The sequence below is a fragment of the Enterobacter quasiroggenkampii genome (assembly GCF_043972695.1).
In the GTDB taxonomy this organism is placed as follows: Bacteria; Pseudomonadota; Gammaproteobacteria; order Enterobacterales; family Enterobacteriaceae; genus Enterobacter; species Enterobacter quasiroggenkampii.
The window spans coordinates 2,325,942-2,351,569 of the sequence record NZ_CP143745.1 but is presented as its reverse complement, the minus strand read 5'-3'; the positions used below and the strand labels follow the sequence as shown (position 1 = coordinate 2,351,569).

Annotated in this window: 26 protein-coding genes; 10 read left to right on the top strand and 16 right to left on the bottom strand. The window is 56.5% G+C overall.

Features of this window, described 5'->3' with window-relative positions:
- Positions 1 to 497 precede the first annotated feature (497 nt).
- Positions 498 to 3,617 (top strand): ribonuclease E, encoded by a 3,120-nt coding sequence (gene rne / locus V1572_RS11200; RefSeq protein WP_395299969.1) that lies wholly within the window; start codon positions 498 to 500, stop codon positions 3,615 to 3,617.
- A 48-nt stretch (positions 3,618 to 3,665) separates the two neighbouring features.
- Here rne and V1572_RS11195 read toward each other — a convergent pair whose 3' ends face one another.
- Positions 3,666 to 4,568, bottom strand: a complete 903-nt coding sequence (locus V1572_RS11195) for a LysR family transcriptional regulator (protein WP_395299968.1) — start codon at positions 4,566 to 4,568, stop codon at positions 3,666 to 3,668.
- 145 nt (positions 4,569 to 4,713) lie between these two features.
- Between V1572_RS11195 and V1572_RS11190 the strand changes: the two genes are divergently transcribed.
- The gene (locus tag V1572_RS11190) at positions 4,714 to 5,928 is read left to right on the top strand and encodes an MFS transporter (protein ID WP_395299967.1); all 1,215 of its coding nucleotides are present in this window, start codon (positions 4,714 to 4,716) and stop codon (positions 5,926 to 5,928) included.
- 75 nt (positions 5,929 to 6,003) lie between these two features.
- Here the strand turns inward: V1572_RS11190 and flgL are convergent, their stop codons facing one another.
- From flgL to flgB, 11 genes are all read right to left on the bottom strand, one after another.
- Positions 6,004 to 6,957, bottom strand: coding sequence for a flagellar hook-associated protein FlgL (gene flgL / locus V1572_RS11185; RefSeq protein WP_048027417.1), 954 nt, complete (start codon positions 6,955 to 6,957; stop codon positions 6,004 to 6,006).
- Positions 6,958 to 6,971: 14 nt separating this feature from the next.
- A complete protein-coding gene (gene flgK / locus V1572_RS11180; protein WP_045910192.1) occupies positions 6,972 to 8,612 on the bottom strand; it encodes a flagellar hook-associated protein FlgK in 1,641 nt (546 codons plus the stop codon).
- A gap of 75 nt (positions 8,613 to 8,687) precedes the next feature.
- On the bottom strand, positions 8,688 to 9,641 hold the full coding sequence (gene flgJ / locus V1572_RS11175) for a flagellar assembly peptidoglycan hydrolase FlgJ (protein WP_021240767.1): 954 nt from the start codon (positions 9,639 to 9,641) through the stop codon (positions 8,688 to 8,690).
- Entirely contained in the window at positions 9,641 to 10,738 is a 1,098-nt protein-coding gene (locus V1572_RS11170; RefSeq protein ID WP_029740346.1) for a flagellar basal body P-ring protein FlgI, read from the bottom strand. The genes flgJ and V1572_RS11170 overlap by 1 nt, the downstream gene beginning before the upstream one ends.
- A 12-nt stretch (positions 10,739 to 10,750) precedes the next feature.
- Complete coding sequence (gene flgH / locus V1572_RS11165; RefSeq protein WP_032666985.1) at positions 10,751 to 11,449, bottom strand: flagellar basal body L-ring protein FlgH; 699 nt, start codon at positions 11,447 to 11,449, stop codon at positions 10,751 to 10,753.
- A 57-nt stretch (positions 11,450 to 11,506) separates the two neighbouring features.
- Positions 11,507 to 12,289: a flagellar basal-body rod protein FlgG gene (flgG, locus tag V1572_RS11160; protein ID WP_008500810.1), complete on the bottom strand. Its 783-nt coding sequence runs from the start codon at positions 12,287 to 12,289 to the stop codon at positions 11,507 to 11,509.
- Positions 12,290 to 12,300: 11 nt separating this feature from the next.
- Positions 12,301 to 13,056, bottom strand: a complete 756-nt coding sequence (locus tag V1572_RS11155; protein ID WP_008500811.1) for a flagellar basal body rod protein FlgF — start codon at positions 13,054 to 13,056, stop codon at positions 12,301 to 12,303.
- Positions 13,057 to 13,076: 20 nt separating this feature from the next.
- A complete protein-coding gene (gene flgE / locus V1572_RS11150; protein WP_008500812.1) occupies positions 13,077 to 14,285 on the bottom strand; it encodes a flagellar hook protein FlgE in 1,209 nt (402 codons plus the stop codon).
- Positions 14,286 to 14,311: 26 nt separating this feature from the next.
- Positions 14,312 to 15,022: a flagellar hook assembly protein FlgD gene (gene flgD / locus V1572_RS11145; RefSeq protein ID WP_032650840.1), complete on the bottom strand. Its 711-nt coding sequence runs from the start codon at positions 15,020 to 15,022 to the stop codon at positions 14,312 to 14,314.
- Between the two features lie 11 nt (positions 15,023 to 15,033).
- Positions 15,034 to 15,438 (bottom strand): flagellar basal body rod protein FlgC, encoded by a 405-nt coding sequence (flgC, locus tag V1572_RS11140; RefSeq protein ID WP_008500814.1) that lies wholly within the window; start codon positions 15,436 to 15,438, stop codon positions 15,034 to 15,036.
- A 3-nt stretch (positions 15,439 to 15,441) separates the two neighbouring features.
- Positions 15,442 to 15,858 (bottom strand): flagellar basal body rod protein FlgB, encoded by a 417-nt coding sequence (flgB, locus tag V1572_RS11135; RefSeq protein WP_008500815.1) that lies wholly within the window; start codon positions 15,856 to 15,858, stop codon positions 15,442 to 15,444.
- A 157-nt stretch (positions 15,859 to 16,015) separates the two neighbouring features.
- Here flgB and flgA point away from each other — a divergent pair, with 157 nt between their 5' ends.
- The 3 genes from flgA (at position 16,016) to flgN (ending at position 17,492) form a co-directional block, all read left to right on the top strand.
- Positions 16,016 to 16,675, top strand: a complete 660-nt coding sequence (gene flgA / locus V1572_RS11130) for a flagellar basal body P-ring formation chaperone FlgA (protein ID WP_008500816.1) — start codon at positions 16,016 to 16,018, stop codon at positions 16,673 to 16,675.
- A gap of 93 nt (positions 16,676 to 16,768) precedes the next feature.
- A complete protein-coding gene (gene flgM, locus V1572_RS11125) occupies positions 16,769 to 17,062 on the top strand; it encodes a flagellar biosynthesis anti-sigma factor FlgM (RefSeq protein ID WP_008500817.1) in 294 nt (97 codons plus the stop codon).
- 4 nt (positions 17,063 to 17,066) lie between these two features.
- The gene (flgN, locus tag V1572_RS11120) at positions 17,067 to 17,492 is read left to right on the top strand and encodes a flagella biosynthesis chaperone FlgN (protein WP_008500818.1); all 426 of its coding nucleotides are present in this window, start codon (positions 17,067 to 17,069) and stop codon (positions 17,490 to 17,492) included.
- A 59-nt stretch (positions 17,493 to 17,551) separates the two neighbouring features.
- Here the strand turns inward: flgN and murJ are convergent, their stop codons facing one another.
- The 4 genes from murJ to rimJ form a co-directional block, all read right to left on the bottom strand.
- Positions 17,552 to 19,087 (bottom strand): murein biosynthesis integral membrane protein MurJ, encoded by a 1,536-nt coding sequence (murJ, locus tag V1572_RS11115; RefSeq protein ID WP_023311131.1) that lies wholly within the window; start codon positions 19,085 to 19,087, stop codon positions 17,552 to 17,554.
- Positions 19,088 to 19,216: 129 nt separating this feature from the next.
- Positions 19,217 to 20,140, bottom strand: a complete 924-nt coding sequence (locus V1572_RS11110; protein WP_248221132.1) for a Gfo/Idh/MocA family protein — start codon at positions 20,138 to 20,140, stop codon at positions 19,217 to 19,219.
- A gap of 2 nt (positions 20,141 to 20,142) precedes the next feature.
- The gene (locus tag V1572_RS11105; protein WP_048222512.1) at positions 20,143 to 20,793 is read right to left on the bottom strand and encodes a YceH family protein; all 651 of its coding nucleotides are present in this window, start codon (positions 20,791 to 20,793) and stop codon (positions 20,143 to 20,145) included.
- Between the two features lie 9 nt (positions 20,794 to 20,802).
- A complete protein-coding gene (rimJ, locus tag V1572_RS11100) occupies positions 20,803 to 21,387 on the bottom strand; it encodes a ribosomal protein S5-alanine N-acetyltransferase (RefSeq protein WP_008500822.1) in 585 nt (194 codons plus the stop codon).
- A 236-nt stretch (positions 21,388 to 21,623) separates the two neighbouring features.
- Between rimJ and mdtH the strand changes: the two genes are divergently transcribed.
- The 5 genes from mdtH to bssS all read left to right on the top strand — a co-directional run bounded on the left by mdtH (position 21,624) and on the right by bssS (position 25,537).
- On the top strand, positions 21,624 to 22,832 hold the full coding sequence (mdtH, locus tag V1572_RS11095) for a multidrug efflux MFS transporter MdtH (RefSeq protein WP_063621367.1): 1,209 nt from the start codon (positions 21,624 to 21,626) through the stop codon (positions 22,830 to 22,832).
- 123 nt (positions 22,833 to 22,955) lie between these two features.
- The gene (locus V1572_RS11090) at positions 22,956 to 23,516 is read left to right on the top strand and encodes a lipoprotein (protein WP_045910186.1); all 561 of its coding nucleotides are present in this window, start codon (positions 22,956 to 22,958) and stop codon (positions 23,514 to 23,516) included.
- Positions 23,517 to 23,642: 126 nt separating this feature from the next.
- Positions 23,643 to 24,689 carry a dihydroorotase gene (gene pyrC, locus V1572_RS11085; protein ID WP_395299966.1) on the top strand — a complete coding sequence of 349 codons (1,047 nt, stop codon included), beginning with the start codon at positions 23,643 to 23,645 and terminating at the stop codon, positions 24,687 to 24,689.
- Positions 24,690 to 24,763: 74 nt separating this feature from the next.
- A complete protein-coding gene (gene dinI / locus V1572_RS11080; RefSeq protein WP_008500826.1) occupies positions 24,764 to 25,009 on the top strand; it encodes a DNA damage-inducible protein I in 246 nt (81 codons plus the stop codon).
- Positions 25,010 to 25,282: 273 nt separating this feature from the next.
- A complete protein-coding gene (gene bssS, locus V1572_RS11075) occupies positions 25,283 to 25,537 on the top strand; it encodes a biofilm formation regulator BssS (RefSeq protein ID WP_008500827.1) in 255 nt (84 codons plus the stop codon).
- The last annotated feature ends 91 nt before the right edge of the window (positions 25,538 to 25,628 follow it).

Genomic DNA, 25,628 nt, shown 5'->3' with positions numbered 1-25,628 from the left:
GTCCCCCGTTTCGCGCAACCGATTTGGTGGTTATTAAACCAATCGCCATTCTGAAGTGAAGAAACTGTGAGTAACCGGGTGATAATTGGTAAAAGTCATCTTGCTATAACCCGGCGAGCAGTGGAATAATGAGGCTGTTTTCCGTGTTAAATCCTGGTTAAGTAAGGATGTTGACGGAATGACCAATTTTGTCTGACCGATCATCCACGCAGCAATGGCGTAAGACGTATTGATCTTTCAGGCAGTTAGCGGGCTGCGGGTTGCAGTACTTCCCGGTATAAGGATTGTTCTCTGGAGAGTTCTACCCAGGCAATTCCCCTGATAATTGCGCTGTGTTTCCGTATGAAATACAGGCAACCGACACTCTGCGCCTCTTAAGCGAGCGACAACCGTGAGGTTGGCGACGTGAACAGACACGAGGCCATCGGTTCATACCCCGGAAAGCGTCACCTTGCCCGCAGCTTTGTCGTCAATGTAAGAATAACGAGTAAGTTACGATGAAAAGAATGTTAATCAACGCAACTCAGCAAGAAGAGTTGCGTGTCGCCCTTGTGGATGGGCAGCGCCTGTACGATCTGGATATCGAAAGTCCTGGACACGAACAGAAAAAAGCGAACATTTACAAAGGTAAAATCACCCGCATTGAACCAAGCCTTGAAGCTGCATTTGTCGATTACGGTGCTGAGCGTCATGGTTTCCTCCCTCTGAAAGAAATCGCCCGCGAATATTTCCCTGCAAACTACAACGCCCATGGCCGACCAAACATCAAAGATGTTCTGCGTGAAGGTCAGGAAGTTATCGTTCAGATTGATAAAGAAGAGCGTGGCAACAAAGGTGCCGCACTGACTACCTTTATCAGCCTGGCAGGGAGCTATCTGGTGCTGATGCCTAACAACCCGCGTGCGGGTGGCATCTCTCGCCGTATCGAAGGTGATGACCGTACCGAGCTGAAAGAAGCGCTGGCAAGCCTTGAACTGCCTGATGGCATGGGGCTTATCGTGCGTACCGCGGGCGTCGGCAAATCCGCCGAAGCGCTGCAGTGGGACCTGAGCTTCCGTCTGAAGCACTGGGAAGCCATCCAGAAAGCAGCGGAAAGCCGCCCTGCTCCGTTCCTGATCCACCAGGAAAGCAACGTGATCGTGCGTGCCTTCCGTGACTACCTGCGTCAGGACATCGGTGAGATTCTGATCGATAACCCGAAAGTGCTTGAGCTGGCGCGCCAGCACATCGCCGCGCTGGGTCGTCCGGATTTCACCAGCAAAATTAAACTGTACACCGGTGAAATCCCGCTGTTCAGCCACTATCAGATCGAATCCCAGATTGAATCCGCCTTCCAGCGTGAAGTGCGCCTGCCATCCGGCGGTTCTATCGTTATCGATACCACTGAAGCGCTGACCGCTATCGACATCAACTCCGCTCGCGCAACGCGCGGTGGCGATATCGAAGAGACCGCCTTCAACACTAACCTTGAAGCCGCTGATGAAATCGCCCGCCAGCTCCGCCTGCGCGACCTGGGCGGTCTGATTGTTATCGACTTCATCGACATGACCCCTGTTCGCCACCAGCGTGCGGTAGAAAACCGTCTGCGCGAAGCGGTGCGTCAGGATCGTGCGCGTATCCAGATTAGCCATATCTCACGCTTTGGCCTGCTGGAGATGTCCCGCCAGCGTCTGAGCCCATCGCTGGGTGAGTCCAGCCATCACGTTTGTCCGCGCTGCTCCGGCACCGGCACCGTGCGTGATAACGAATCGCTGTCCCTCTCGATTCTGCGTCTGATTGAAGAAGAAGCGCTGAAAGAGAATACCAAAGAGGTTCACGCGATTGTCCCTGTGCCAATTGCCTCTTACCTGCTGAACGAAAAACGTGCAGCGGTCAGTGCCATTGAAGCGCGTCAGGGTGGCGTTCGCTGCATCATCGTGCCAAACGATCAGATGGAAACCCCGCACTATCACGTGCTGCGTGTCCGTAAAGGCGAAGAGACGTCAACGCTCAGCTACCTGCTGCCGAAGCTGCACGAAGAAGAGATGGCCCTGCCTTCAGATGAAGAGCCAGCAGAGCGTAAACTGCCAGAGCAGCCTGCGTTAGCCACCTTCATCATGCCAGAAGCCCCACCGGAAGCAGCCCTGGAAAAACCAGCGGCCAAACCTGCGGCGCAGAAACCAGAAGCAACGGCAGCGAAAGCCCAGCCGGCACAGCCGGGTCTGCTGAGCCGCTTCTTCGGTGCGCTGAAGAAGATGTTTGCCGGTGAGGAAGTTCAGCCAGAGCAGCCGAAAGAAGAGCCAAAAGCGGCCAAGCCTGAACGTCAGCAGGATCGCCGTAAGCGTCAGAACAACCGCCGCGACCGTAATGACCGTAGCGATCGTAATGACCGCAGTGAGCGTCGTGACAACCGTGACAACCGCTCTGAGAACAACGAAGGTCGTGAGCAACGCGAAGACAACCGTCGCAACCGTCGCGAAAAACAGCAGCAGAATGTTGAAGATCGTGAAATTCGCCAGCAGGCGGGCGATGAGTCTGAGAAGAGCAAACAGCGTGACGACCAGCAGCCGCGCCGTGAACGCAACCGTCGCCGTAACGACGAGAAGCGTCAGGCACAGCAGGAAGTCAAAAACCTGAACCGCGAAGAGCCTGTTGAACAGCAGGACGGCGAGCAGGAAGAACGTACTCAGGTCATGCCGCGCCGTAAGCAGCGCCAGCTTGCTCAGAAAGTCCGCTTCGCCTCCGAAGCAACCGAAGAGTCAGCAATCGTCGCGGTTGAAACCCGCGAGAGCGCAACCGGCACGCAGCTGGCAAAAGTTGACCTGCCAGCGGTCGTTGATAACAACGTTGAGCAGGATGAAAACGGTGAAAACCGTGATAACGCCGGCATGCCGCGCCGTTCACGTCGTTCTCCACGTCATCTGCGCGTCAGCGGTCAGCGCCGTCGCCGCTATCGTGACGAGCGTTACCCGACTCAGTCGCCAATGCCACTGACCATTGCCTGTGCTTCGCCAGAAATGGCTTCCGGCAAAGTCTGGATCCGCTACCCGGTAGCACGTCCGGAGCAGGTTGTTGAAGAACAGCCAGTTGCGGAAGAGATCATTGCACCTGCGGCAGCGGTAGAAGACGTTGTGACTGAAGCGGCAACCGTGGTTGAACCTCAGGTTGTTGAAGCGGAAGCACCTCAGGCAACTGAGGTCGAAACCACGCATCCGGAAGTGATTGCCGCGCCGGTTGATGCCGCACCGCAGCTTATTGCTGAAGAAGATGTGGTGGTGGCTGAGGAAATCGCTGAAGAAGCTGAACCTGTAGCCGCCGTGGAAGACACCGCTGAAGCCATCGTCGAAACGACCACTGAAGAAATCGTTCAGGACGTTGAGATTGAGGTTGAACCGGTTGTTGAAGAACCGAAAGCGCCTGAAGTGAAACCTGAGCCGGTTGTCTCTGCGCCAGCCGCTGCCCACGTGGCGACAGCACCGATGACCCGCGCTCCGGCGCCGGATTACGTGCCAGAAGCACCGCGTCACAGCGACTGGGTTCGCCCGGCTTTCAGCTTCGACGGTAAAGGCGCTGCAGGCGGCCACAGTGCAACGCATCAGGCGACTGCACCCGCGACGCGTCCACAGTCTGTCGAATAACGACAAACAACGCTGAAAGTAAAAAGCCGACCTTAGGGTCGGCTTTTTTTATGGCTGCTGAACGGGCTTCCTCATTCCGGTCACCTCCGGCATGACCTGCCGCATCAGCTCAAGAAAACGCCGCAAGCGTGCCGGATAATAACGGGACCAGGGATAAACCAGATGCACCGGTAGCGCCGCTGGCTGCCACTCCGGCAGCAAATGCACCAGCCGCCCTTCCCGAATATCATCCTGTACCGTCCAGCTTGATACGACCGCCACACCGAGCCCGGTCAGTGCCGTATTGCGTGCAACATACAGGCTGTCGGTGCTGAGGCGTGGCGTAATAGCAATCCGCGCGGTGGCGGGCGAGTCATCGTGAAATAGCTCCACGTGGCGCTGGTAGAAAGAGCTGATGGCTATCCAGGGAAACTGCTGCAAATCCTCCGGCGTATTCACCGCCGGGAAGCGGGCCAGCAGCGCTGGTGCGGCCACCACCGAGCGAGGCACTTCCGCCAGCAGCACGGATACGGTCGCCGGATCGACCTCCACACCCACCCGAATAGCGCAGTCAAGGTTGTCGCCGAGAAAATCTGCCGACCGGTCGTTGAGCATCCACTCAATCGAAAGCTGGGGATAGCGTTGCAAAAATTCGGTTACAGGTTTCAGAAGCTGGTCCTGACCAAACGCGTGGGGGGCGCGCACCCGCAGCACGCCTACCGGCTCATCTTCCGTCTGCCCCACCTCATCTTCCAGCGCCAGCCAGCTGTCGATCACCCGACGGGCGTGCTGATAGCAGCGCTCGCCGTCATCCGTTAGCCGCGTCGTGTGGGTGGTGCGCAACATCAGGCGCACGCCCAGCATGGTTTCAAGCGACTGCAACCGTCGGCTTACCGTGGCCTGGGTTGTTGCCAGCTGCCGTGCCGCCGCAGAGAGCGAACCCGCCTCGACAATGCGGACAAACGTTCGCATTAGCTCTACCCTGTCTATACGCTCAGCTCTTTTCATCGCATTTTCAGTTATACGTTTAACGTATAAGCGTTTTACCACCGGGCCCGCTACCGTCGCAAGGCGTACTGATAAAAAATAGCTGCACACGACGAATGAGGAACAACTTATGAACACAACAACGACTCCCCATGCTGTAAGCCGCTGGGTGATTTTTATGCTGGCTCTGGGGGCGGGCTTCAGCGTGGCATCAATCTATTACGCGCAGCCCCTGCTGCCGCTGATGGGTGCTGACCTGCATCTGAGCATTGAAGGTATGGGCCTGGTGCCAACATTAACGCAGGCAGGCTACGCGCTCGGCATCCTGTTCCTGCTTCCTCTGGGCGATCGCCACGACCGCAGGACATTAATTCTGCTCAAAAGCGCGGCGCTAGCACTGTTTCTTCTCGGCTGTAGCCTGACCGGGCAGATCCATTCTCTTCTGCTGGCAAGCCTGCTCATCGGCATGGCCGCCACCATGGCGCAGGATATCGTCCCCGCCGCGGCCATTCTCGCACCGGAAGGTAAACAGGGGAAAACCGTAGGCACGGTAATGACCGGCCTGCTGATGGGTATCTTATTATCCAGAACCGTAAGCGGCGTGGTGGGCGAAGCGTTCGGCTGGCGCGTCATGTACCAGTTGGCGGCGGCGAGCATCGCGTTCATCGGGGTGATGATGTGGTTTGTGCTTCCCCGTTTTGCCATTCACTCCACGCTGAGCTACCCCGCGCTGATGCGTTCGATGGAGCACCTGTGGCGTCGTTATCCGGCACTGCGCCGCGCGGCGCTGGCTCAGGGTTTCCTGTCGATTGCCTTTAGCGCCTTCTGGTCAACGCTTGCGGTCATGCTGCTGGAACGCTATCACCTGGGTAGTGCCGTCGCAGGTGGTTTCGGTATTGCCGGTGCCGCGGGTGCGTTAGCTGCCCCACTGGCGGGGGGGCTGGCGGACAAACTGGGGGCAGGAAAAGTCACGCAGCTTGGTGCCGTCCTTGTGACCGTCTCTTTCGCCCTGATGTTACTGATGCCCGCATTGGGCGTTCATGGACAGCTGATGCTGATCGCCATCTCTGCCGTCGGGTTCGACCTGGGCCTGCAATCCAGCCTGGTCGCCCACCAGAACCTGGTGTACAGCCTAGAACCGCAGGCGCGTGGTCGTCTCAATGCCCTGCTCTTTACGGTGGTCTTTATCGGGATGGCGCTGGGCTCCGCGTTAGGCAGCAATATCTACTCGCTGGCTGGCTGGACGGGTGTGGTCGCACTGGCCACCGTCTGTGGCGTCATTGCGCTGGCCATCCGTCTGATAGAAAGCGCACGAGTCGCCTCCGCACCGGCGGAAGTTGCATAAAAAAAATGCCCAATCCAGACGGATTGGGCAGTAAAACATGCCCAGTTTCAAGACATGCTCTAAGAGGTCAAGATGTTATTTGTTCAGCTGGAACAGAGACATGCCCTGCATATCGCTAAACGCTTTATAAGACGCCTGCAAGGCCGCCTGCTGCATGGTGTAAGAGGAAATCGCTTCGTTCCAGTCGACATCAACCAGGTCGCTCATCTGCTTGGTCTGACCCAGCGCGCGGTCATCGCCCAGCGTATCGAGTTTTTCCAGCTCGTTCATCTTGGTGCCCACATCCGCAACGACCGTCAGAATATTGTTCTGGGCGTTTTTGATGCCGATTTGCGCATTGGCAATCACCTGGCTTTGCGCCGTTGCGGCAGCCGGATCGTTCTCAATCGGCGTCTTCAGCGACGCAATCGCAGAATCCAGGATTTTGAACATGTTCGTCTCGCCATATCCACCGCCCGGCAGCTGTTCCGCATTACTGGTAATGCTTTCGAAAATTTGCTGCCCGGTATGGCTAATGGCCATATTACGCGCCGTATCAACCTGCTGCGTGATAGCCTCAGCGCCGCCGTTATAATCCCCGGTCGCGGCATCAAACGGTGCGCTCTCGGTTTTGTATCCCGCAAAGATAAAGCGACCATTACCATCCGTTGTGTTAGCCAGGTTCATAAGCTGATCGCGGATCCCCTGAATATCGGTCGCCAGAGAAAGACGGTCGTCATCGCTTAATGTGCCGTTCGAGGCGTAAACGAGCTTCTCGCGCACGCTTGAGATCGCGGTGTTCACCTGAGTTAACACGTTATCTTCCAGCGAGACTTTTTGCGTGGCGAAGGTACGCGCAAGCGCGAACTGGCTGTTTTGCGACTGCGATTGTGACAGAACGATGGCCTGCGACGCGGCGATAGGATCGTCCGACGGACGGTTGACGCGCTTGCCGGTGGACATCTGCTCACCGTAGCTCAGCCATCTGCTCTGGGAATCGGTGATCCCACGCATGTTCTGCTCATACATCATCTGGGTGCTAATACGCATTGTTCACCTCAACCTTAACGAATGTTGATAATTGCATCGAAGAGCGTACTGGCAGTCTGGAGAACCTGGGCGTTCGCCAGGTAATACTGCTGATAACGCTGCAAATTGCCATACTCTTCGTCGAGGTTTACCCCAGAGATGGTCTGCTGCTGCTTGATTAACTGCGTCTCCACGTTGGCTTTCGTCTGGCTGCTCACCTTCAGTGACGCCGTTGAGCTACCCACGGTACTGACGAGAGAGGCATACGCATCGTTGAAGGTTTTGTTGCCCCCCACGACTTTCGCGTTTTGCAGATCGAGCAGTTTCTGGCCGTTACGGTTATCACTTTCGCCGCCGTTCTGCACTGACGCCATCGCCAGTTTGGACTCGTCGCTGATCGCCAGATCCATGTTCATGATGACGTCGGAAACCGGCTTCACGGTAAAGCTGTCTTTGGTATTTGCCGTGCCGCTCACGTTGACGTTAAGGCCATCAAACGACAGATTGCCGCTGGCATCCGGGCTCATCGTAAAGCTGGTTTTGTCTGATGTACGGGTGATCGTCCAGTCAGTGCCATTGAACTGCAGCTTATAGTCTGTCGCCTGGACCTGTTTGCTGTCCGTCACAGAGGCCGTAACAACCGCCGATCCGCCGTTCTTGCTGTTGGACAGCACCGCCGGAGAACCAAAGTTGAACAGCTTACCTCCCGCATCACCGTTAGCGTCAAAACCGGCTTCATGCTGCGTGTTCATCGAATCGGCAAAGGCCAGCGCCATCTGGTTCAGGGTATTACGGGCTTTATCCAGATCTTCCGTACGGAAAGTCAGTAAACCGCCTAATGAACCGGTGGTGATCATTTTTTCCGGGATCTCGACGTTCCCGGCCACGTCATCGACATAGGCCACGGTAGTACGGGCCGGATCGGCACTCGACTTCACGGCAGCCAGCTGGTTGGCTTTGCTGCCCTGTACCAGGCTGTAACCATTGCCGAAAGAGATGTTAAACGTGCCGCTATCCTGGACAGAGACTTCCACGCCGACGATTTTGTTCAGCTCATTGACGAGCTGATCGCGCTGATCAAGCAGATCGTTAGGCGATGCGCCCGCGCCGACGCCGGTCAGACGGGAAATCTGATCGTTCAGATTGGCAATCTGTTTGGCATAGTTGTTGATCTGAGAAACGCTGGTGCTAATCGCGGTATTGACCTGCGTATCCTGGTCGCGAAGATACTGATCGTTGGTTTTAAACTGATTGACCAGACCGCCCGCTTTACCCAGCACCGTCTGACGTGCCGCCGGGTCTTCCGCGTTGCTCACCAGCGTTTGCAGACTCTTGAAGAAGTCCTGCAGCGTGGTGGAGAGCGAGTTGGTGGTATCGGAGAGCACGTCGTCGATTTTTGACATCTGCTGGTAGCGCGTCGTCAGGCCGCTGCTCTGCGTCTGCGCGGCGCGCAGCTGGTTGGTGATGAAGGCGTCATACTCACGCTGGACACCGGAGACATACACCCCGTTACCCACCCAGCCACCGCCGGTCAGCGTGCTGTTAGATGCGCCCAGCACCGTGGTCTGGCGGGTATAGCCTGCCACGTTATAGCTTGAAATATTATTACTGACGGTATTGAGTGCCGACTGCGCAGCACTGAGGCCACTCATGGCGCTGTTAATCAAACTGGACATGGGGGTTCCTTTTATACGTTCAGACACGAGTCCTGATGAAGGTTATCGGCAACCTCCACCGGGACTTGAGAACTTTCAGAACAGATTTTCAATATCTGTGCTATAGGCTTTGCTGACCTTCTCGCCCATTGATTTCAGCTGCTGGATCATGCTGGTGAGCTTACGCGCATAGTTCGGGTCGGTCGCGTAGCCCGCGTTTTGCAGCGCCTGAGCGCCCTGCTCCGCCGTCGCCGCCTGCGTCACGGCGGTATAGCGCGGATTTCGGCTCAGCAGGCCAACATAATCGGACAAGGCTTCCAGATACGAGCTGTAGACGCGGAATTTGGCTTTCACCTTCACCGCCGCACCGTTCTCGTATTCGGTGGTCGTGATCTCCGTGGTTGGCCCCTTCCAGCTGGAGGTAGCCTTCACGCCGAAGATGTTGAAGCTCGGCTCGCCGTTTTCCTTGCGGATCTGGCGCTGACCCCAGCCCGACTCCAGCGCGGCCTGCGCCAGAATCAGGTGATGCGGCACGCCGCTCTGTTCGCTGGCAAGGCGCGCAGGCAGAGAAAGCTGCGCCAGGAAGTCTTTGCTGTCACCGGAGAGCGGCTCATCGCCGCTGCCCGTAGCTTTCGGCATGGCTTTACGCACCATTTGCGTCAGAGCCTGGTTCTGATAGCTGGTCACCGTTTCCAGGTCGAACTTCATCGGTACCTGCTGCGGCTGATCCTGAGGCTGAATGCCCTGCGCGGCTTCGGTCTGCTTGACAATCATGTCAGCCAGTCCGAGGCCTTTCCCGGCGGTCATCTGCTGCGCAATCTGCTGGTCATACATGCTGGTGTAGAGACGCGTTGAATCACTGCTGAACATCCCGTCTTTCGGCAGGGTTTCGCGCATGCTTTTCAGCATCATCTGTACAAACATCCCTTCCACCTGGCGGGCGACCGGGCGGATATTCGCCGCCGGGTCTTTTCCTGCTTTGGTTTTCAGTTCGTTGAGCGACTGGGCATCCCAGGCTGCACTGGTCAACAGTTTGCTATCGGTCAGCATTAGATGATTTCCAGTTTGGCGCGCAGGCAGCCCGCGCTTTGCATCGATTGCAGGATGGACATCAGATCCATCGGCGTTGCCCCCAGGGCATTCAGGGCACGTACCACGCTGTTCAGGTTGGCGCTGGAGCGCACGCTTTGCAGTGACCCGCCGCTCTGGCGCATATCAATCTGCGTTTGCGGCGTCACCACCGTCTGACCGCCACCAAATGGCGTATTCGGCTGGCTCACGTTCGCGGAGCGGTTTACCGTCACGGAGAGGTTCCCCTGCGCCACGGCGCAGCTGTCGAGCGACACTTCCCGGTTCATGACCACCGAGCCGGTACGGGAGTTGATGATCACCTTCGCATCCTGGACCGGAACGTTCACTTCCATATTCTGGATATCGGCCAGCATGCGCACCTGGTTGCTGCTGCCGGTGGAGGTGCGGATCTGCACGGTGCGCGCATCGAGTGCCGTTGCATTACCGTAGCCGCGGCTGCGGTTGATGGTATCGGCAATCTGCTGCGCCATCGTGAAGTCTTCATTATTGAGCTGCAGGTTGATGGTGTTGCCCGCGCCAAACTGGGTCGGCAGTTCACGCTCAATGATCGCCCCGTTGGTAATCCGTCCGCCGTTGAGCTGGTTCACCTGCACGCTGCTTCCGCCTGCGGATGCTCCCGCACCGCCGACCAGAATGTTCCCCTGCGCCAGCGCATAAACCTGGCTGTCGACGCCTTTCAGCGGGGTCATCAGCAGCGTACCGCCGCGCAGGCTTTTGGCGTTACCCATTGAGGAGACCACCACGTCAATGGTCTGTCCCTGGCGCGCAAACGCCGGGTAGGACGCGGTGACCATTACTGCCGCCACGTTTTTCAGCTGCATATTAGTTCCCGCTGGCACGGTAATGCCGAGCTGGGAAAGCATGTTGTTCAGGCTTTGGGTGGTAAAAGGAGTCTGGGTCGTCTGGTCACCGGTACCGTCCAGCCCCACCACCAGGCCGTAGCCAATCAGCGAGTTTTCGCGCACGCCCTGAACGCTGGTGAGATCGCGAATACGGTCAGCCTGGGCAAAGGTAGCCACCAGCGCGAGCGCCACGGCGAAGATCGATTTAAACATGGGTCACCTCGCTTACATCGGCGATAAATTAAGGAAGAAGCGCTGCAGCCAACCCATATTTTGCGCTTCATTGATATAGCCGTTCCCGACGTACTCAATGCGCGCATCCGCCACCTGAGTGGACGGAACGGTGTTGGTGCCGCTGATGGTGCGAGGGTTAACCACGCCCGAGAAGCGAATGAATTCAGTGCCCTGGTTGATGGCGATCTGTTTTTCACCCACAACGTGTAGGTTGCCGTTAACCAGTACCTGGTCAACCGTCACCGTCAGCGTACCGCTGAAGGTGTTGCTGGCATTCGCGCCGCCTTTACCGTTAAAGGTATTGCCGCCGGACGCGTTCACATCAGCACGCGCGTTGCCGAACAGCCCTTCGAGATAGCGTGGCACGGTGTCGAAGCCAAAATTCGTTTTGCCATCGCGGCTGGCGTTCGCCGACGAGCTCTTGCTCGCGCTGACGTTTTCCTGCAGCACAATGGTCAATGTATCGCCGACGTTACGCGGGCGGCGATCTTCAAACAGCGGCTGATAGCCGTAATTAATCGGCTGCGCGGTCTGGAAAATGGAGCCGTTTACCACTGGCGCAGGGCCAGGAACGGGTTGGGCAGTCGTCGCACCCTGGACCAAAGGTTTAGACGGGATCCAGGCACACCCGCTGAGGGTGACGGCCAGAACAGTCAGTATCGGATAACGAAACGCCGCGTTTTTTTGCATTGCCTTCATCTTCGAAAACAGGGAGCCGGCGCGGCGTTTACCGCACCGGGCTACACCTTAGAGTTGCGTCAGTTTCTGCAGCATCTGGTCGGTCGTCGACACTGCTTTACTGTTAATTTCATACGCGCGCTGGACCTGGATCATATTCACCAGCTCTTCCGCCACGTTCACGTTGGAGGTTTCAACATAGCCCTGATACAGCAGGCCCGCGCCGTTCAGGCCCGGGGTACTTTCATTTGGCGTACCGGAGGATTGCGTCTCGGTGTAGAGGTTCTCACCAATGCTTTCCAGACCGGTATCGTTCATGAAGGTGGTCAGGTTAAGCTGCCCAACCTGAACCGGCGCGGCCTGCCCCTGCTGGGTTACGCTGACCACACCGTCACGACCGATGGTGATGCTCAGGGCGTTCGCCGGGATGGTAATCGCAGGCTGGACCTGGAAACCGCCCGCCGTCACCAGCTGGCCGTTCTGATCGACCTGGAACGAGCCGTCGCGGGTGTAGGCGGAAGTCCCGTCAGGCAGCTGCACCTGGAAGAAGCCCTGGCCTTTGATCGCCACGTCTTTGCTGTTGTTGGTCTGAGACAGGTTGCCCTGACTGTGCAGACGCTCGGTGGCCACCGGACGAACACCGGTACCGATCTGCAGACCCGATGGCAACGTCGTCTGTTCAGAAGACTGCGCCCCCGGCTGGCGGATGGTTTGATAAAGCAAATCTTCGAAAACGGCGCGCTGACGCTTGAAACCATTGGTGCTGACGTTTGCCAGGTTGTTGGCAATCACGTCCATATTGGTTTGCTGGGCGTCCAGGCCAGTTTTCGCGATCCATAAAGAACTGATCATAAGGAATCCTGTTAGCTCATAGCCAGAAGTTGGTTAGCCTTGCCCGCGTTTTCATCAACGCTGCTGATGATCTTCATCTGCATTTCAAAGCGGCGGGCGCTGGCGATCATGTCGGTCATGGCTTCGACCGGCTTGACGTTACTGCCTTCCAGAACGCCGGACATCACGCGGATGCTCGGATCGGCCTGTAAGGTGGCACCCCGCGTCGCCTGCGCCGCCTGAGTCAGACGGAACATGCCGTCGTCGCCACGCTGCACCTCTTTGCCTTCCGCCTTAACCAGCTTCAGACGACCGACGGGCGCAACGGTATTGGCCGGGTCGCCCGGGTTGAGCGCCGAAATGGTGCCGTCCGCAGCGATAGTCAGCTCAGAGCCTTCCGGTACGGTCAGCGGACCCGCTTCCCCCATCACCGGATGCCCCTGAATCGTCAGTTGGCCCGTCGCGCTCACCTGAATGTTCCCGTTACGGGTATAGCCTTCACTGCCGTCCGCCGTTTGCACCGCCAGCCAGCCGTCCTGCTGCAGAGCCACGTCCAGCGGGCGTGAGGTGTAATCCATCTGCCCTGGCGTCATATCGGCGCCTGGGGTCGATGCGGTCACCAGCGTTCGGGTCGGCAGGGAAAGCCCTTCTACCGGCACCGCGCGCAGCGCATTAAGCTGCGCGCGAAAGCCCGGCGTTGAGGCGTTTGCCAGGTTGCTGGCGGTAACGGCCTGCTGATTGAGCGTCTGACTTGCCGCGCCCATCGCGGTATATATTGCGTGATCCATTGCGCTTTCCTGTTAGCCGCTTAACGCAGGTTAACCAGCGTGTTGAGGATCTGGTCCTGGGTTTTGATAGTCTGCGCGTTAGACTGATAGTTACGCTGCGCGACGATCATGTTCACCAACTCTTTACTCAGATCGACGTTAGAGGCTTCCAGCGCACCGTTGGTCAGCGTGCCGAAGTTACCGCTTCCGGCAGTACCCAGCAGCGCCACGCCGGAGGACTGGGTGGCAGACCAGACGTTGTCACCTTCTGATTTCAGACCTTCGTTGTTGGCGAAGTTTGCCAGCACGATCTGGCCCAGAACCTGGGTCTGTTCGTTGGAATAGTTACCGACCACAGTGCCGTCGTCGTTGATTTGATAGCTCACCAGGTCGCCTGGTTTAAAACCATTCTGGCTGGTCGCGACGATATTGTTCGCACCGGTGTTCTGCTGCATGGAGTTAGCAAAACTCATGGCGAAGGTCGCTGGCGTCGCACCTGGGATAGTCGCGGTAGTGATGTTGATATTTCCACCACCGGTCAGCGTACCGTTATTATCGAAGGTCAGCGTGGTGGCCAGTGCCGCCGTGCTGCCTGCGACGCTACCGTCCTGGGCATACACTTTCCAGGAGTTAGCTGGGGTCGCATCTTTGACATAAAACAGGTTCATGTTGTGCGCATTACCCTGGCTATCAAAGACGGTCACCGTACCTTTTTTGTTGTACGTGTCCGGGTTAGCCGGATCAAAAGCGGTGGTCGGCGCGGTATCGGTGGAATTCAGGTTAATCTGCTGGGAAGCCGTGGTGGTGGACTTCGCGGCCATCAGCGTAGTTGGGATATTAATGACCTGTGGGTTCGCCCCGGTCTGAACCGTTGATGGCGTCCCGGCAACCGGATAACCGGTTAACTGCATCCCCTGCATGTTCACCAGGTTACGGTTTTCATCCAGCTTGAACTGGCCGTTACGGCTATAGAACACGGAACCGTTGGAGTCGACCATACGGAAGAAACCGTTCTGGCTGATGGCAACGTCCAGACCGCGACCGGTGTTGGTGGTGGTGCCGTCGCTAAAGTCCTGAGTGATGCCCGCAACTTTCACGCCCAGGCCGACTTTGGAACCGGCAAACATGTCTGCAAAGGAAGCAGAACCGGATTTAAAACCATAGGTCGCGGAGTTGGCGATGTTGTTGCCAATGACGTCCAGGTTGGTGGCCGCAGCATTCAGGCCGCTGACCGCTTGAGAAAAGGCCATGACTTACTCCTGATAAGTGTTAAGGCTTAGATAATCTGCCGAACTTCGTCGAGTGTGGTGGAACCAGAGGTTCCCAAATCCAGTTTGTTGCCGTCGCTTCCTTTAATCACGCCCTGGACCAGCGCGAACTGCAGCGGCTGCGCTACCAGCTGGGTCGTCCCGTTGCTGGCGCTGATTGCCACTTTGTAGGATCCGTTTGGTGCTTTGGTGCCGTCGGTCAGGCTGCCATCCCAGGTAAAGGTGTGAACGCCCGCCTTCAGCTCGCCGATATCAATGGTGCGAACCACCACGTTATTGGCATCCGTGATCGTTGCCGTCACCTTCTCAGCCGGCTGCTGGAGCTCAACGCCAAACGGCGTGGTTGTCGTGGTGGTATTGCCGTCGGTGGTGCTGGTGCCTGCCAGAATCGTGGTTCCCGGGATCATCACCCCGTGACCAATCAGGCTTGCCGCCTGCAGAGACTGGGCGCTGTTAATCTGCCCAGAGACGGAACCGAGGGTGGTGTTCAGTTTCTCAATGCCGCTCACGGTACTGATCTGCGCAAGCTGCGTGGTCAGTTCGTTGTTCTGCATTGGGTTGGTGGGATCCTGGTTCTTAAGCTGCGCCACCAGCAGCGTCAGAAAGCTGCCCTGAAGGTCGGCGGCGTTACTCCCCGTCAGGGAATTAGAACCTGTCGTACTCTTTGTGTTGTTAACACCCGAGTTCGTAGGATCATTCACATTTACGGCGATGGACATGCATGTCTCCTTTACTGGCCGAGAGTGAGTGTTTTGAGCATCATGCTCTTCACGGTATTAAGCACTTCGACGTTGGCCTGGTAGCTACGGGAAGCCGACATGGAGTTCACCATCTCACCCACCACATCCACGTTTGGCATCTTCACGTATCCGCTGGCATCCGCAAGCGGGTTACCCGGCTCATACACCAGCCTGTCCGGCGCCTGGCTCTCTACCACATCAGAGACCTTCACGCCGCCCGTCGCCGCGCCTGGCGCAGCATCGACCTGAAAGACAACCTGTTTGGCACGATAGGGCTGGCCGTCGGGTCCGGTGACGCTGTCGGCGTTCGCCAGGTTACTGGCGGCCACGTTCAGGCGTTTGGACTGTGCGGTTAACGCCGAACCGGCGATATCAAAAATATTCAGTAAGGCCATCTATCAGTTCCCCCCCTGCAGGACGTTCATCATGCCTTTGATTTGTCCGCCGAGTACGGTCAGACCCGTCTGGTATTTCAGGCTGTTGTCGGCAAACTGGGTACGCTCCCGGTCCATATCCACGGTGTTACCGTCGAGTGAGGGCTGATCGGGAATGCGATAAAGTAAATCGGTCGCTGGCGCGGTCATCGCCTGAGCAGGAATATGGCGAGAGGATGTCATGGCAAGTGCAACACCCGTTCCTTCGGCACGTCCACGCTCCATCACCTTTTTGAGTTCACTGGAAAAATCAATATCGCGCGCCTGATACCCCGGGGTATCGGCGTTAGCGATATTGGCGGCTAAAATCTCCTGCCGCTGGGCGCGTAAGTTGAGCGCTTCCTGCTGAAAACGTAACGCGGCGTCGAGTTTATCGAGCATGTCTCCTCCGCTGATGGCAAAATTTCAGTTCACAGCTTAAATCTCACCCGGTCTCCCCTATCGACGGAATAAGCGCAAAATGCGTCGCTATTTATTCCGTTGATGCAAAACCACTGCAGGTAGAATTCGTTCAACTCTGGAAACGGTGGAACTTGCGATGCAAACGTTAAAACGTGGTCTGGTGGCGGCTCTCTTGCTGTTAAGCCCTCTGGCGCAAGCTGAAGGGTTACAGGATCGGCTAACGGCTTTTTTTGCTGAAAAACTGGCAGGCTTTAGCGATGACGTGACCGTTACCGTGCGCACGCCACCGAATCTGTACCCGACGTGTGACCAGCCGTCCTTCAGCGTGGTAGGGTTCACAAAGCTTTGGGGGAATGTGAACGTGCTGGCACGCTGCGCCAACGAAAAACGCTATTTACAGGTTGCCGTTCAGGCGACGGGCAATTATGTTGTCGCTGCCGTGCCTATTGCGCGCGGCAGCGTGCTGCAGACAAACAGCGTGACGCTGAAGCGCGGCCGTCTGGATCAACTGCCGCCACGCACCATGCTGGATATTAACCAGGCACAGGACGCCGTCAGCCTGCGCGACGTCGCGCCAGGCCAGCCGATACAGCTCTCCATGCTGCGTCAGGCATGGCGGGTAAAAGCAGGCCAGCAGGTGATGGTGGTCGCCAACGGAGATGGCTTTAGCATCAACAGTGAAGGGAAAGCGTTGAACAATGCCGCGGTGGCGCAAAACGCCCGCGTCAGAATGTCCTCAGGCCAGGTGGTGAGCGGAACCGTCGATGCTGATGGGAATATTCTGATTAACCTATAATCTTTTTAAAGATTTCGCGGCGCGTGCCGATAAATATTCCACTAATGATGATGTCAGGCGCAAACGCCGCGAACCCTCGATGAGGACAACACTATGAGCATTGATCGTACATCAGCCCTGAAGCCGGTAAGCGCTGTACAACCTCGCGAAACGAATGACGCTACGGCGCAGAAAACGCGTCTGGAAAAACCGTCAACGTCCAACAGCACCAGCGTGACCCTGAGCGACGCGCAGGCAAAACTGATGCAGCCGGGCAGCAACGATATCAATATGGAACGTGTTGAAGCGCTGAAAACAGCTATTCGTAACGGTGAGCTGAAAATGGACACCAGCAAAATCGCTGACGCCCTGATTCAGGAAGCACAGAGTTTCTTACAGAGTAACTAACCGTATGAGTCGACTGTCAGAAATACTGGATCAAATGACGGTTGTCCTGAACGACCTGAAAACGGTAATGGACGCTGAACAGCAGCATCTCTCTTCCGGTCACATCAACGGCAGCGCGCTGCAGCGTATTACTGAAGACAAAAGTTCGCTTCTGGCAACGCTGGATTATCTGGAGCAGCAGCGACGCGCTGAGCAGGATCCTAAGCGCAGCGCCAATGACGATATTATTGAGCGCTGGCAGACCATTACCGAAAAAACCCAGCACCTGCGCGATCTTAACCAGCATAACGGCTGGCTACTGGAAGGTCAGATTGAGCGTAATCAGCAGGCGCTTGAGGTGTTGAAACCGCATAAAGAAACCGGACTGTATGGTGCGGATGGTCAGACAGCGACTGCACGTATTGCGGGTGTGAAAAAGATTTCGATTTGACGCTAAAGCGACAAATTATGCAGTGGGGAGCACCCTAAGGTGAACTCCCCTTTTGGTGTTTATGCCGTCCGGCGGGCAAACTCTTTGACTTTGAAACCCAGCACCGCGAGCGTGGCAAAGTACGCCACCACCCCGACGCCTACTACGGCCATCAGCCGCATCAGACGATAAGGCATGGTACCCAGGGACCATTCCGGCATCACGTACATCATGCCAAGCAGCGCGGCAGACATCACCAGTACCGCAACGATCAGACGCACCAGGAAACTTCCCCAGCCCGGCTGCGGCGTGAAAATATCCTGCTTGCGCAGCTGCCAGTACAGCAGCCCGGCATTCAGACAGGCCGCCAGACCAATCGATAATGACAGGCCCGCATGCTTCAGCGGACCAATAAACGCCAGGTTCATCAGCTGCGTCATAATCAGCGTCACGATGGCAATTTTTACCGGCGTTTTGATGTCCTGACGCGAATAAAAGCCCGGCGCCAGCACTTTCACCACGATCAGCCCCATCAGTCCCACCGAGTAGGCAATCAGCGCGCGCTGGGTCATGGCGGCATCGAAGGCGGTGAATTTCCCATACTGGAAGAGCGACACCGTCAGCGGTTTGGCCAGAATACCCAGCGCCACCGCGCTTGGCAGGGCCAGCAGGAAGCAGAGACGCAGGCCCCAGTCCATCAGGCGGCAATACTCATCATGATTACCGCTGGCAAAGCTTTTCGACAGCGACGGCAGCAGGATGGTCCCCAGCGCCACGCCCAGCACCCCGGATGGGAACTCCATCAGGCGGTCGGCATAGTACATCCAGGAAACCGAGCCGGACACCAGGAACGAGGCAAAGATGGTGTTGATAATCAGCGAGATCTGGCTGACGGAGACGCCGAGAATGGCGGGCCCCATCTGCTTGATGACGCGCATCGCCCCGGCATCTTTGAGGTTGATGCGCGGCAGCACCAGCATGCCGATTTTTTTCAGATGCGGCAGCTGATACGCCAGCTGCAGCACGCCGCCCACGGTGACCGCCCAGGCCAGCGCCAGTACCGGCGGGTTGAAGTGCGGCGCGGCGAACAGGGCAAAGCCGATCATGCTGACGTTAAGGAACGTCGGCGCAAACGCAGGAACAGAAAAGCGGTTCCAGGTGTTGAGGATCGCCCCCACCAGCGAGGCCAGCGAGATCAGCAGAATATAAGGGAAGGTGATGCGCAAAAGCTGCGAGGTCAGGGCAAACTTGTCGGCCGTATCGGCAAAGCCGGGCGCGGTCACCATAATCACCCAGGGCGCAGCCAGCATCCCGAGGACGGTCACCACCGCCAGCGCCAGCGTCAGCAGGCCGGAGACATAAGACACAAAGACGCGCGTTGCGTCCTCGCCCTGCTTGCTTTTATATTCCGCCAGGATCGGGACGAATGCCTGAGAAAACGCCCCTTCCGCAAAAATACGACGCAGCAGGTTCGGTAATTTGAACGCGACGAAAAAGGCGTCCGTGGCCATCCCTGCACCAAATACCCTTGCCACAATGGCGTCGCGCGCAAAACCCAGCACGCGGGAAAACATGGTCATCGAGCTGACGGCCGCCAGCGATTTTAATAAGTTCATTAACGTGAATTTCCAGAACCATACGGATTTCCAGGACGGGCAAGCGTAAGCGCCACCCGGCAAAGCCTACAAGCGGCGCTTAGTCTACCCGGATTTCAACGAATTACTATCCGCAGATGTTACAGCGAGTTATTCACTCATGGCCTCGCGCCAGAGCCTTTCCACAACGCGCTGCGCCATGATGGCCTGCTCGCCGGACGTTTCAGGAACCGTCTGATTTTGCACGCAGGAGATGAAGTGACGGGCGCAACCGGCAAAACCGCGCTGTTCAAGCGTGCTCTGCCAGCCAGGGGCAGGTAGCGTCACCACGCCGCTGCCCTTCTCCTCCCGCCATTCACGCATGTCGGTAATGTCGTACAACGCGCCGTCGGTGACGGCCTGGACGCATTCTCGCTGGCTCCCCGCACGACGATGCATACTGGTGGTTACCTGCAGATGGTCAATCGAGAAATGATGTTCGGCGTAGACCATTTCACCCTGCTCGTTCGTCAGTAGCGTGCCACTTTGCAACTGCGCATTGCCGCTGGCGAGCCACAGCGCCGTATCCACAACGTGCAGATAGTCATCCAGCAGCGTGAAGCGCAGATCGTTCGGCCCGATGCTGTCTGTGCGGTGTTTATCCATCCGCAGCGAGGAAAGCGTGCCCGACTGTGCCTTAAGCTTCTGGTAAAGCGGTGCGAAGCGGCGGTTGAAACCGACCATCAGCGTCAGTTTTTTACGCGCGGCCAGTTCAATCAGCCGCTCAGCATCCTGAACATTTTCAGCCAGCGGTTTGTCCACGCAGACGTGAATCCCCAAATTGAGCAGTTCGCTCACCACCTGATAATGAGTTGCCGTTGAGGTATGGACAAAGACCGCATCGCACTCGCGGGCCAGATCCTGCAATGAGGCAGCATACGGCATGCGCCAGGTTTCGCAGATACGTTCTGCCTTTTCTCGGGTGGGTGACCATGCCCCTTGCAGGGTCCAGTCCGTCGCCGCACCTAAAACAGGCAGCCAGGCTTTTTGTGCAATACCGCCCAGCCCCACCACGCCTACGCGTAATTTTTTCACCGTCAGTCTCCCAAATGTGCCAGCAAGGCATCCAGACGCTGTTTCAGCCCTGCGACCTCGTCTTCCAGCGCCTCTACGCGGGCAACCAAATCGTCATCTCCAGCATTCAGATCGGTTGCGCTGGATTTAACTGAAATATCAACGTCACCGCTGAACAGATGCATATAGCGGCTTTCACGTTTGCCCGGCTCGCGCGCCAGACGCACCACGTATGGGCCGTCTTCGCGAGAAGCCAGCCCTTCCAGAGTTTGCTCGACCTCCTGCATATCGCTGAACTCATGCATACGGGAAGCGCGCGAGCGCAGTTCTCCCGGCGTTTGCGCCCCGCGCAGCAACAGCGTGGTGATGACCGCCACTTCCGCGCTGCTCAGCTTCAGGTCGCCAAATTCGGAGTTACAAAAGCGCTGTTCGTATTTGGTCACGCGGTTGCCGAATCCGCTGACGGTGCGCAGATAGTGGCGTTTTACCAGGGCGTCCAGCACCTCCTGAACATCATGTTCGCTAAGGTTCATCACCGGCTCGCGGTTGGTTTTCTGGTTGCAGGCCATGGTCACGGCGTTGACGGAGAGCGGATACTGCTCCGGCGTGGTGACCTGTTTTTCGAGTAAGCACCCAATCACGCGCGCTTCTGTACCGTTTAGCTGATACTTCATCTTTTCTCCTTAACGACCTGCAGTCCAGTCCCGGGTGGTTAATGCCGTCAGAACGTGGTCGCGCCACTCTCCGTCTATCAGCAGATAGTCTTTGGCGTAACCCTCTTTCTCGAACCCTAAACGCGCCAGCAGATTTCCGCTGCGCTGGTTATGCGGCATATAGTTCGCCATAATGCGATGGATGTGCTGCGTGCGTTGCATATAGCGGATCGCTACCGTCAGCGCCTCGTACATCAGCCCCTGCCCCTGCCACTTTTGGCCAATGGAGTAGCCAAGGTAGCAGGCGTGAAACGATCCCCGCACCACGTTTGAAAAATTGGCGATCCCGATAATCTCTTTCTCTTCAGGATCCAGCAGCGCGAAGTAAAACGCGCTGCCCTGCTTGTGAAATTCCGTAATCATGCTGAGGCGCGCCTGCCAGCCGGAAGGGTAACAATGGCTCTCATCCCGAACGGGTTCCCAGGGCTTTAAAAACTGGCGATTCTCGGCGTAATAATCCGCCAGACGCCAGGCATCACGCTCATGCACCAGACGAACGACCAGCCTGTCCGTTGTCAGACGCACTTTTGGCACATTACTGCGATAGCCAAACATCGATACCACTCCTTCCCGTCACTTCAGCTTACCCATTAGCTTTACTATACCTGCGCCTGCGCCGTCTGTGAAAACAGTGACATACCATTTTCACCTCTTTTCACACTTTTCGATGAGAACTCTCTATCAAAGCACCCTTTTGATAAAAAAATATTGTCGCGTTCAGGGGTGGGAAAAAACGCGGCGACACCGCAGAATGTTAGCGTGCTCACCATCTTATTTTCCCTGGAGGGAAAATGTCCCGCGTATCACAGGCCAGGAGCCTGGGTAAATATTTCCTGCTCGTCGATAACATGCTGGTCGTGCTCGGCTTTTTTGTCGTTTTTCCGCTTATTTCGATCCGCTTTGTCGATCAGATGGGCTGGGCGGCATTAATGGTCGGCATTGCCCTGGGGCTACGCCAGTTTGTCCAGCAGGGCCTGGGCGTCTTTGGCGGGGCCATCGCCGACCGCTTTGGCGCGAAACCGATGATCGTAACCGGTATGCTGCTGCGCGCGGCAGGCTTTGCCACGATGGCGGTCGCTCAGGAGCCGTGGCTGCTCTGGTTCTCCTGTTTCCTCTCCGGTATCGGGGGCACGCTGTTCGATCCGCCCCGCACCGCGCTGGTGGTAAAGCTGATTCGCCCGCAGCACCGCGGCCGCTTCTTCTCGATTCTCATGATGCAGGACAGTGCCGGGGCGGTTGTCGGCGCCCTGCTGGGAAGCTGGCTGCTGCAGTATGACTTCCGTCTGGTCTGTGCGGCTGGCGCGGTACTCTTTATTCTGTGCGCGCTGTTTAATGGCCTGTTCCTGCCGGCGTGGAAACTGTCGACGGTGAAAGCGCCGGTCCGGGAAGGGCTTGGTCGCGTCCTGCATGACAAGCGCTTTGTCACCTATGTGTTGACCCTGACGGGATATTACATGCTGGCCGTGCAGGTCATGCTGATGCTGCCGATCATGGTTAACGACATTGCAGGTACCCCTGCGGCGGTGAAATGGATGTACGCCATCGAAGCCTGCCTGTCGTTAACGCTGCTCTATCCGATTGCCCGCTGGAGCGAGCGACGTTTTCGTCTGGAACATCGTCTGATGGCCGGACTGTTCCTGATGACGCTGAGCATGATGCCGATCGGCCTGGTGAACACGCTCCAGCAGCTGTTTACGCTGATTTGCACATTCTATATTGGCTCGATCATCGCCGAGCCTGCCCGCGAAACGCTGAGCGCCTCGCTTGCGGATGCGCGTGCGCGCGGCAGCTATATGGGGTTCAGCCGCCTGGGGCTGGCACTCGGCGGGGCATTAGGTTACGCCGGGGGCGGCTGGTTGTTTGATGCCGGCAAAGCGTTAAATCAACCTGAACTCCCGTGGATGATGCTTGGCGCGGTGGGCTTTATGACGCTACTCGCCCTGTGGTGGCAGTTCAGCCAGAAACGCAGCGCGAGCGGCATGCTCGAGCCAGGCGCATAACTTTTCCCTCGGGCGGGCGCCGCTCCCGCCCCACTTCTCAGTTTTTTCTGCTGGTTTCTACCCATTCACGCTGACATACTGGCGTAACAGGACAGAAGCGCCGATTTTTCGTTGAGGAACACTATGAAGAAAATTGTTTTAGCCGCGGCATTGGTTGTCAGCGGTCTGCTGGTTGGCTGTAACCAGCTCACACAATATACCGTCAGTGAACAGGAAATTAATCAGGCGCTGGAAAAACATAACAATTTCTCGAAAGACATTGGCGTACCGGGTCTTGCCGATGCGCATATCGTGCTCACAAATCTCACCAGCCAGATCGGACGTGAAGAGCCAAACAAAGTCACCCTGGCCGGTGATGCAGACCTCGATATGTCCTCCCTTTTTGGTAACCAGAAAGCCAACATCAAGCTCAAGCTGAAGGCACTCCCTGTTTTCAACAAAGAGAAAGGGGCAATTTTCCTGCAGGAGATGGAGGTCGTCGATGCGCAGGTGTCTCCGGACAAAATGGCGCCGGTACTGCAAACCCTGATGCCCTATCTGAATCAGTCGCTGCGGAATTACTTTAACCAGCAGCCCGCGTACGTCTTAAGTGAAGACAAAAGCAAGGGTGAAGCCCTGGCGAAAAAATACGCAAAAGGGATAGAGGTTAAGCCGGGTGAAATTATCATTCCTTTCACCGATTAACCTGAAGGGCGCTGCGGCGCCCTTTTTTTTACGGAAAAGTGTGCAAACGAAAACGTTTCCGCTTATGATTTGTGTCCGGCAAAAACAGCCATCCTAATGACTGATTCCTGACAAGCCGGAGCTTCCATGACTGCACAACCCCAGGTTCTTAAAATCCGCCGCCCTGACGACTGGCATATTCATCTGCGTGATGGTGATATGTTGAAAACCGTCGTGCCTTATACCAGCGAAATTTATGGCCGCGCGATTGTCATGCCTAACCTGGTGCCACCAGTCACCACCGTCGATGCCGCGATAGCCTATCGTCAGCGCATCCTCGATGCCGTTCCTGCGGGACACGATTTTACCCCGTTGATGACCTGCTACCTGACCGATTCACTGGATCCGAACGAAGTGGAGCGCGGCTTTAACGAAGGCGTGTTTACGGCAGCGAAACTCTACCCGGCGAATGCCACCACCAACTCCAGCCACGGCGTCACCAGCATTGATGCCATCATGCCGGTTCTGGAACGCATGCAGAAACTGGGTATGCCGCTGCTGGTTCACGGTGAAGTGACGCATGCTGACATTGACATCTTCGACCGTGAAGCCCGTTTTATCGAGACCGTAATGGAGCCTCTGCGCCAGCGCCTGCCCGCGCTGAAGGTGGTCTTTGAGCATATCACCACCAAAGACGCGGCAGAGTACGTGCGTGACGGCAACGATCTCATCGCCGCCACCATTACGCCACAACACCTGATGTTTAACCGTAACCACATGCTGGTGGGCGGGGTGCGCCCTCACCTCTACTGTCTGCCTATCCTCAAGCGCAACATCCACCAGCAGGCGCTGCGTGAACTGGTCGCCAGCGGGTTCTCCCGCGCGTTCCTCGGTACCGATTCCGCGCCTCACGCCCGCCATCGTAAAGAGGCAAGCTGCGGCTGTGCAGGCTGCTTCAACGCCCCAACGGCGCTTGCCAGCTACGCAACTGTATTTGAAGAGATGAACGCGCTGGAACATTTCGAAGCGTTCTGCTCCCTTAACGGCCCACGCTTCTACGGCCTGCCGGTCAATGACACCTTCATCGAACTGGAGCGTAAAGCGAGCCACGTTGAGGAGTCCATTACCCTGACGGATGACACGCTGATCCCATTCCTGGCGGGTGAAACCGTAAGCTGGACGGTAAAACGTTAAAAAATCAATGCCCCTTGTTGTCAAACTGATAATATACCTGTATAAATAAACAGTATATTACACAGGGGGCATTTATGCGTATTGAAGTCACCATAGCCAAAACTACCGTTCTGCCTGCCGGCGCGCTTGATGCACTGGCAGGCGAATTATCCCGTCGTATTAACAATACCTTTCCTGACAACGCAGGTGCCGTCACGGTGCGTTACGCCGCGGCAAACAACCTTTCCGTTATTGGTGCCGCAAAAGAAGATAAAGATCGCATCAGCGAAATCCTGCAGGAAACGTGGGAAAGCGCTGACGACTGGTTCATCACGGATTAACACTGCTCCCTCATTGTGTTTTTTTGCCGGGTCGCCCCGGCTTTTTTTTGCCTAAAATCCCGTAAGTTCAAATTAATTCGGCATCTTCTTTAAAAATCGTGAACGAGATGGTGTTTTATTGTTCGAACAATCCTAAAAAGCAGAAAAATGTGTTGCCACCTGTTTATTTTTCCCTTCGGAACCCTTATTACTTGGTATACTGAAGTTGCTTTCAGAAAAACATGCATTGAACCTCAAAGCCGTTGTCTTCTAACACGCATTAAGGGGGTTATAATGGAAAAGAATAGTGAAGTCATCCAGACCCACCCACTCGTTGGCTGGGATATCAGTACCGTAGATAGCTACGATGCGCTGATGCTGCGTTTGCACTACCAGACCCCAAATCAACTCAACCGTGAAGAAGCGGAAGTTGGACAGACGCTGTGGCTAACAACAGACGTCGCCCGTCAGTTTATTTCTATTTTAGAGGCAGGTATTGCAAAAATAGAATCTGGCGACTATCAGGAAAATGAGTATAAACGGCACTAAGCTTATGCCCACTTTTCACTCAACAGGCACCCTCGCGGTGCCTTATTTATTTCTCCCTTGTCTAACCCCGCGTTGTTAATTACTCTGCTAA

Bases quoted from the DNA above. Each gene is read 5' to 3' on its own strand.
- rne (WP_395299969.1), top strand. From the start codon at position 498: ATGAAAAGAATGTTAATCAACGCAACTCAGCAAGAAGAGTTGCGTGTC.
- V1572_RS11195 (WP_395299968.1), bottom strand. From the start codon at position 4,568: ATGCGAACGTTTGTCCGCATTGTCGAGGCGGGTTCGCTCTCTGCGGCG.
- V1572_RS11190 (WP_395299967.1), top strand. From the start codon at position 4,714: ATGAACACAACAACGACTCCCCATGCTGTAAGCCGCTGGGTGATTTTT.
- flgL (WP_048027417.1), bottom strand. From the start codon at position 6,957: ATGCGTATTAGCACCCAGATGATGTATGAGCAGAACATGCGTGGGATC.
- flgK (WP_045910192.1), bottom strand. From the start codon at position 8,612: ATGTCCAGTTTGATTAACAGCGCCATGAGTGGCCTCAGTGCTGCGCAG.
- flgJ (WP_021240767.1), bottom strand. From the start codon at position 9,641: ATGCTGACCGATAGCAAACTGTTGACCAGTGCAGCCTGGGATGCCCAG.
- V1572_RS11170 (WP_029740346.1), bottom strand. From the start codon at position 10,738: ATGTTTAAATCGATCTTCGCCGTGGCGCTCGCGCTGGTGGCTACCTTT.
- flgH (WP_032666985.1), bottom strand. From the start codon at position 11,449: ATGCAAAAAAACGCGGCGTTTCGTTATCCGATACTGACTGTTCTGGCC.
- flgG (WP_008500810.1), bottom strand. From the start codon at position 12,289: ATGATCAGTTCTTTATGGATCGCGAAAACTGGCCTGGACGCCCAGCAA.
- V1572_RS11155 (WP_008500811.1), bottom strand. From the start codon at position 13,056: ATGGATCACGCAATATATACCGCGATGGGCGCGGCAAGTCAGACGCTC.
- flgE (WP_008500812.1), bottom strand. From the start codon at position 14,285: ATGGCCTTTTCTCAAGCGGTCAGCGGCCTGAATGCTGCGGCCACCAAC.
- flgD (WP_032650840.1), bottom strand. From the start codon at position 15,022: ATGTCCATCGCCGTAAATGTGAATGATCCTACGAACTCGGGTGTTAAC.
- flgC (WP_008500814.1), bottom strand. From the start codon at position 15,438: ATGGCCTTACTGAATATTTTTGATATCGCCGGTTCGGCGTTAACCGCA.
- flgB (WP_008500815.1), bottom strand. From the start codon at position 15,858: ATGCTCGATAAACTCGACGCCGCGTTACGTTTTCAGCAGGAAGCGCTC.
- flgA (WP_008500816.1), top strand. From the start codon at position 16,016: ATGCAAACGTTAAAACGTGGTCTGGTGGCGGCTCTCTTGCTGTTAAGC.
- flgM (WP_008500817.1), top strand. From the start codon at position 16,769: ATGAGCATTGATCGTACATCAGCCCTGAAGCCGGTAAGCGCTGTACAA.
- flgN (WP_008500818.1), top strand. From the start codon at position 17,067: ATGAGTCGACTGTCAGAAATACTGGATCAAATGACGGTTGTCCTGAAC.
- murJ (WP_023311131.1), bottom strand. From the start codon at position 19,087: ATGAACTTATTAAAATCGCTGGCGGCCGTCAGCTCGATGACCATGTTT.
- V1572_RS11105 (WP_048222512.1), bottom strand. From the start codon at position 20,793: ATGAAGTATCAGCTAAACGGTACAGAAGCGCGCGTGATTGGGTGCTTA.
- rimJ (WP_008500822.1), bottom strand. From the start codon at position 21,387: ATGTTTGGCTATCGCAGTAATGTGCCAAAAGTGCGTCTGACAACGGAC.
- mdtH (WP_063621367.1), top strand. From the start codon at position 21,624: ATGTCCCGCGTATCACAGGCCAGGAGCCTGGGTAAATATTTCCTGCTC.
- V1572_RS11090 (WP_045910186.1), top strand. From the start codon at position 22,956: ATGAAGAAAATTGTTTTAGCCGCGGCATTGGTTGTCAGCGGTCTGCTG.
- pyrC (WP_395299966.1), top strand. From the start codon at position 23,643: ATGACTGCACAACCCCAGGTTCTTAAAATCCGCCGCCCTGACGACTGG.
- dinI (WP_008500826.1), top strand. From the start codon at position 24,764: ATGCGTATTGAAGTCACCATAGCCAAAACTACCGTTCTGCCTGCCGGC.
- bssS (WP_008500827.1), top strand. From the start codon at position 25,283: ATGGAAAAGAATAGTGAAGTCATCCAGACCCACCCACTCGTTGGCTGG.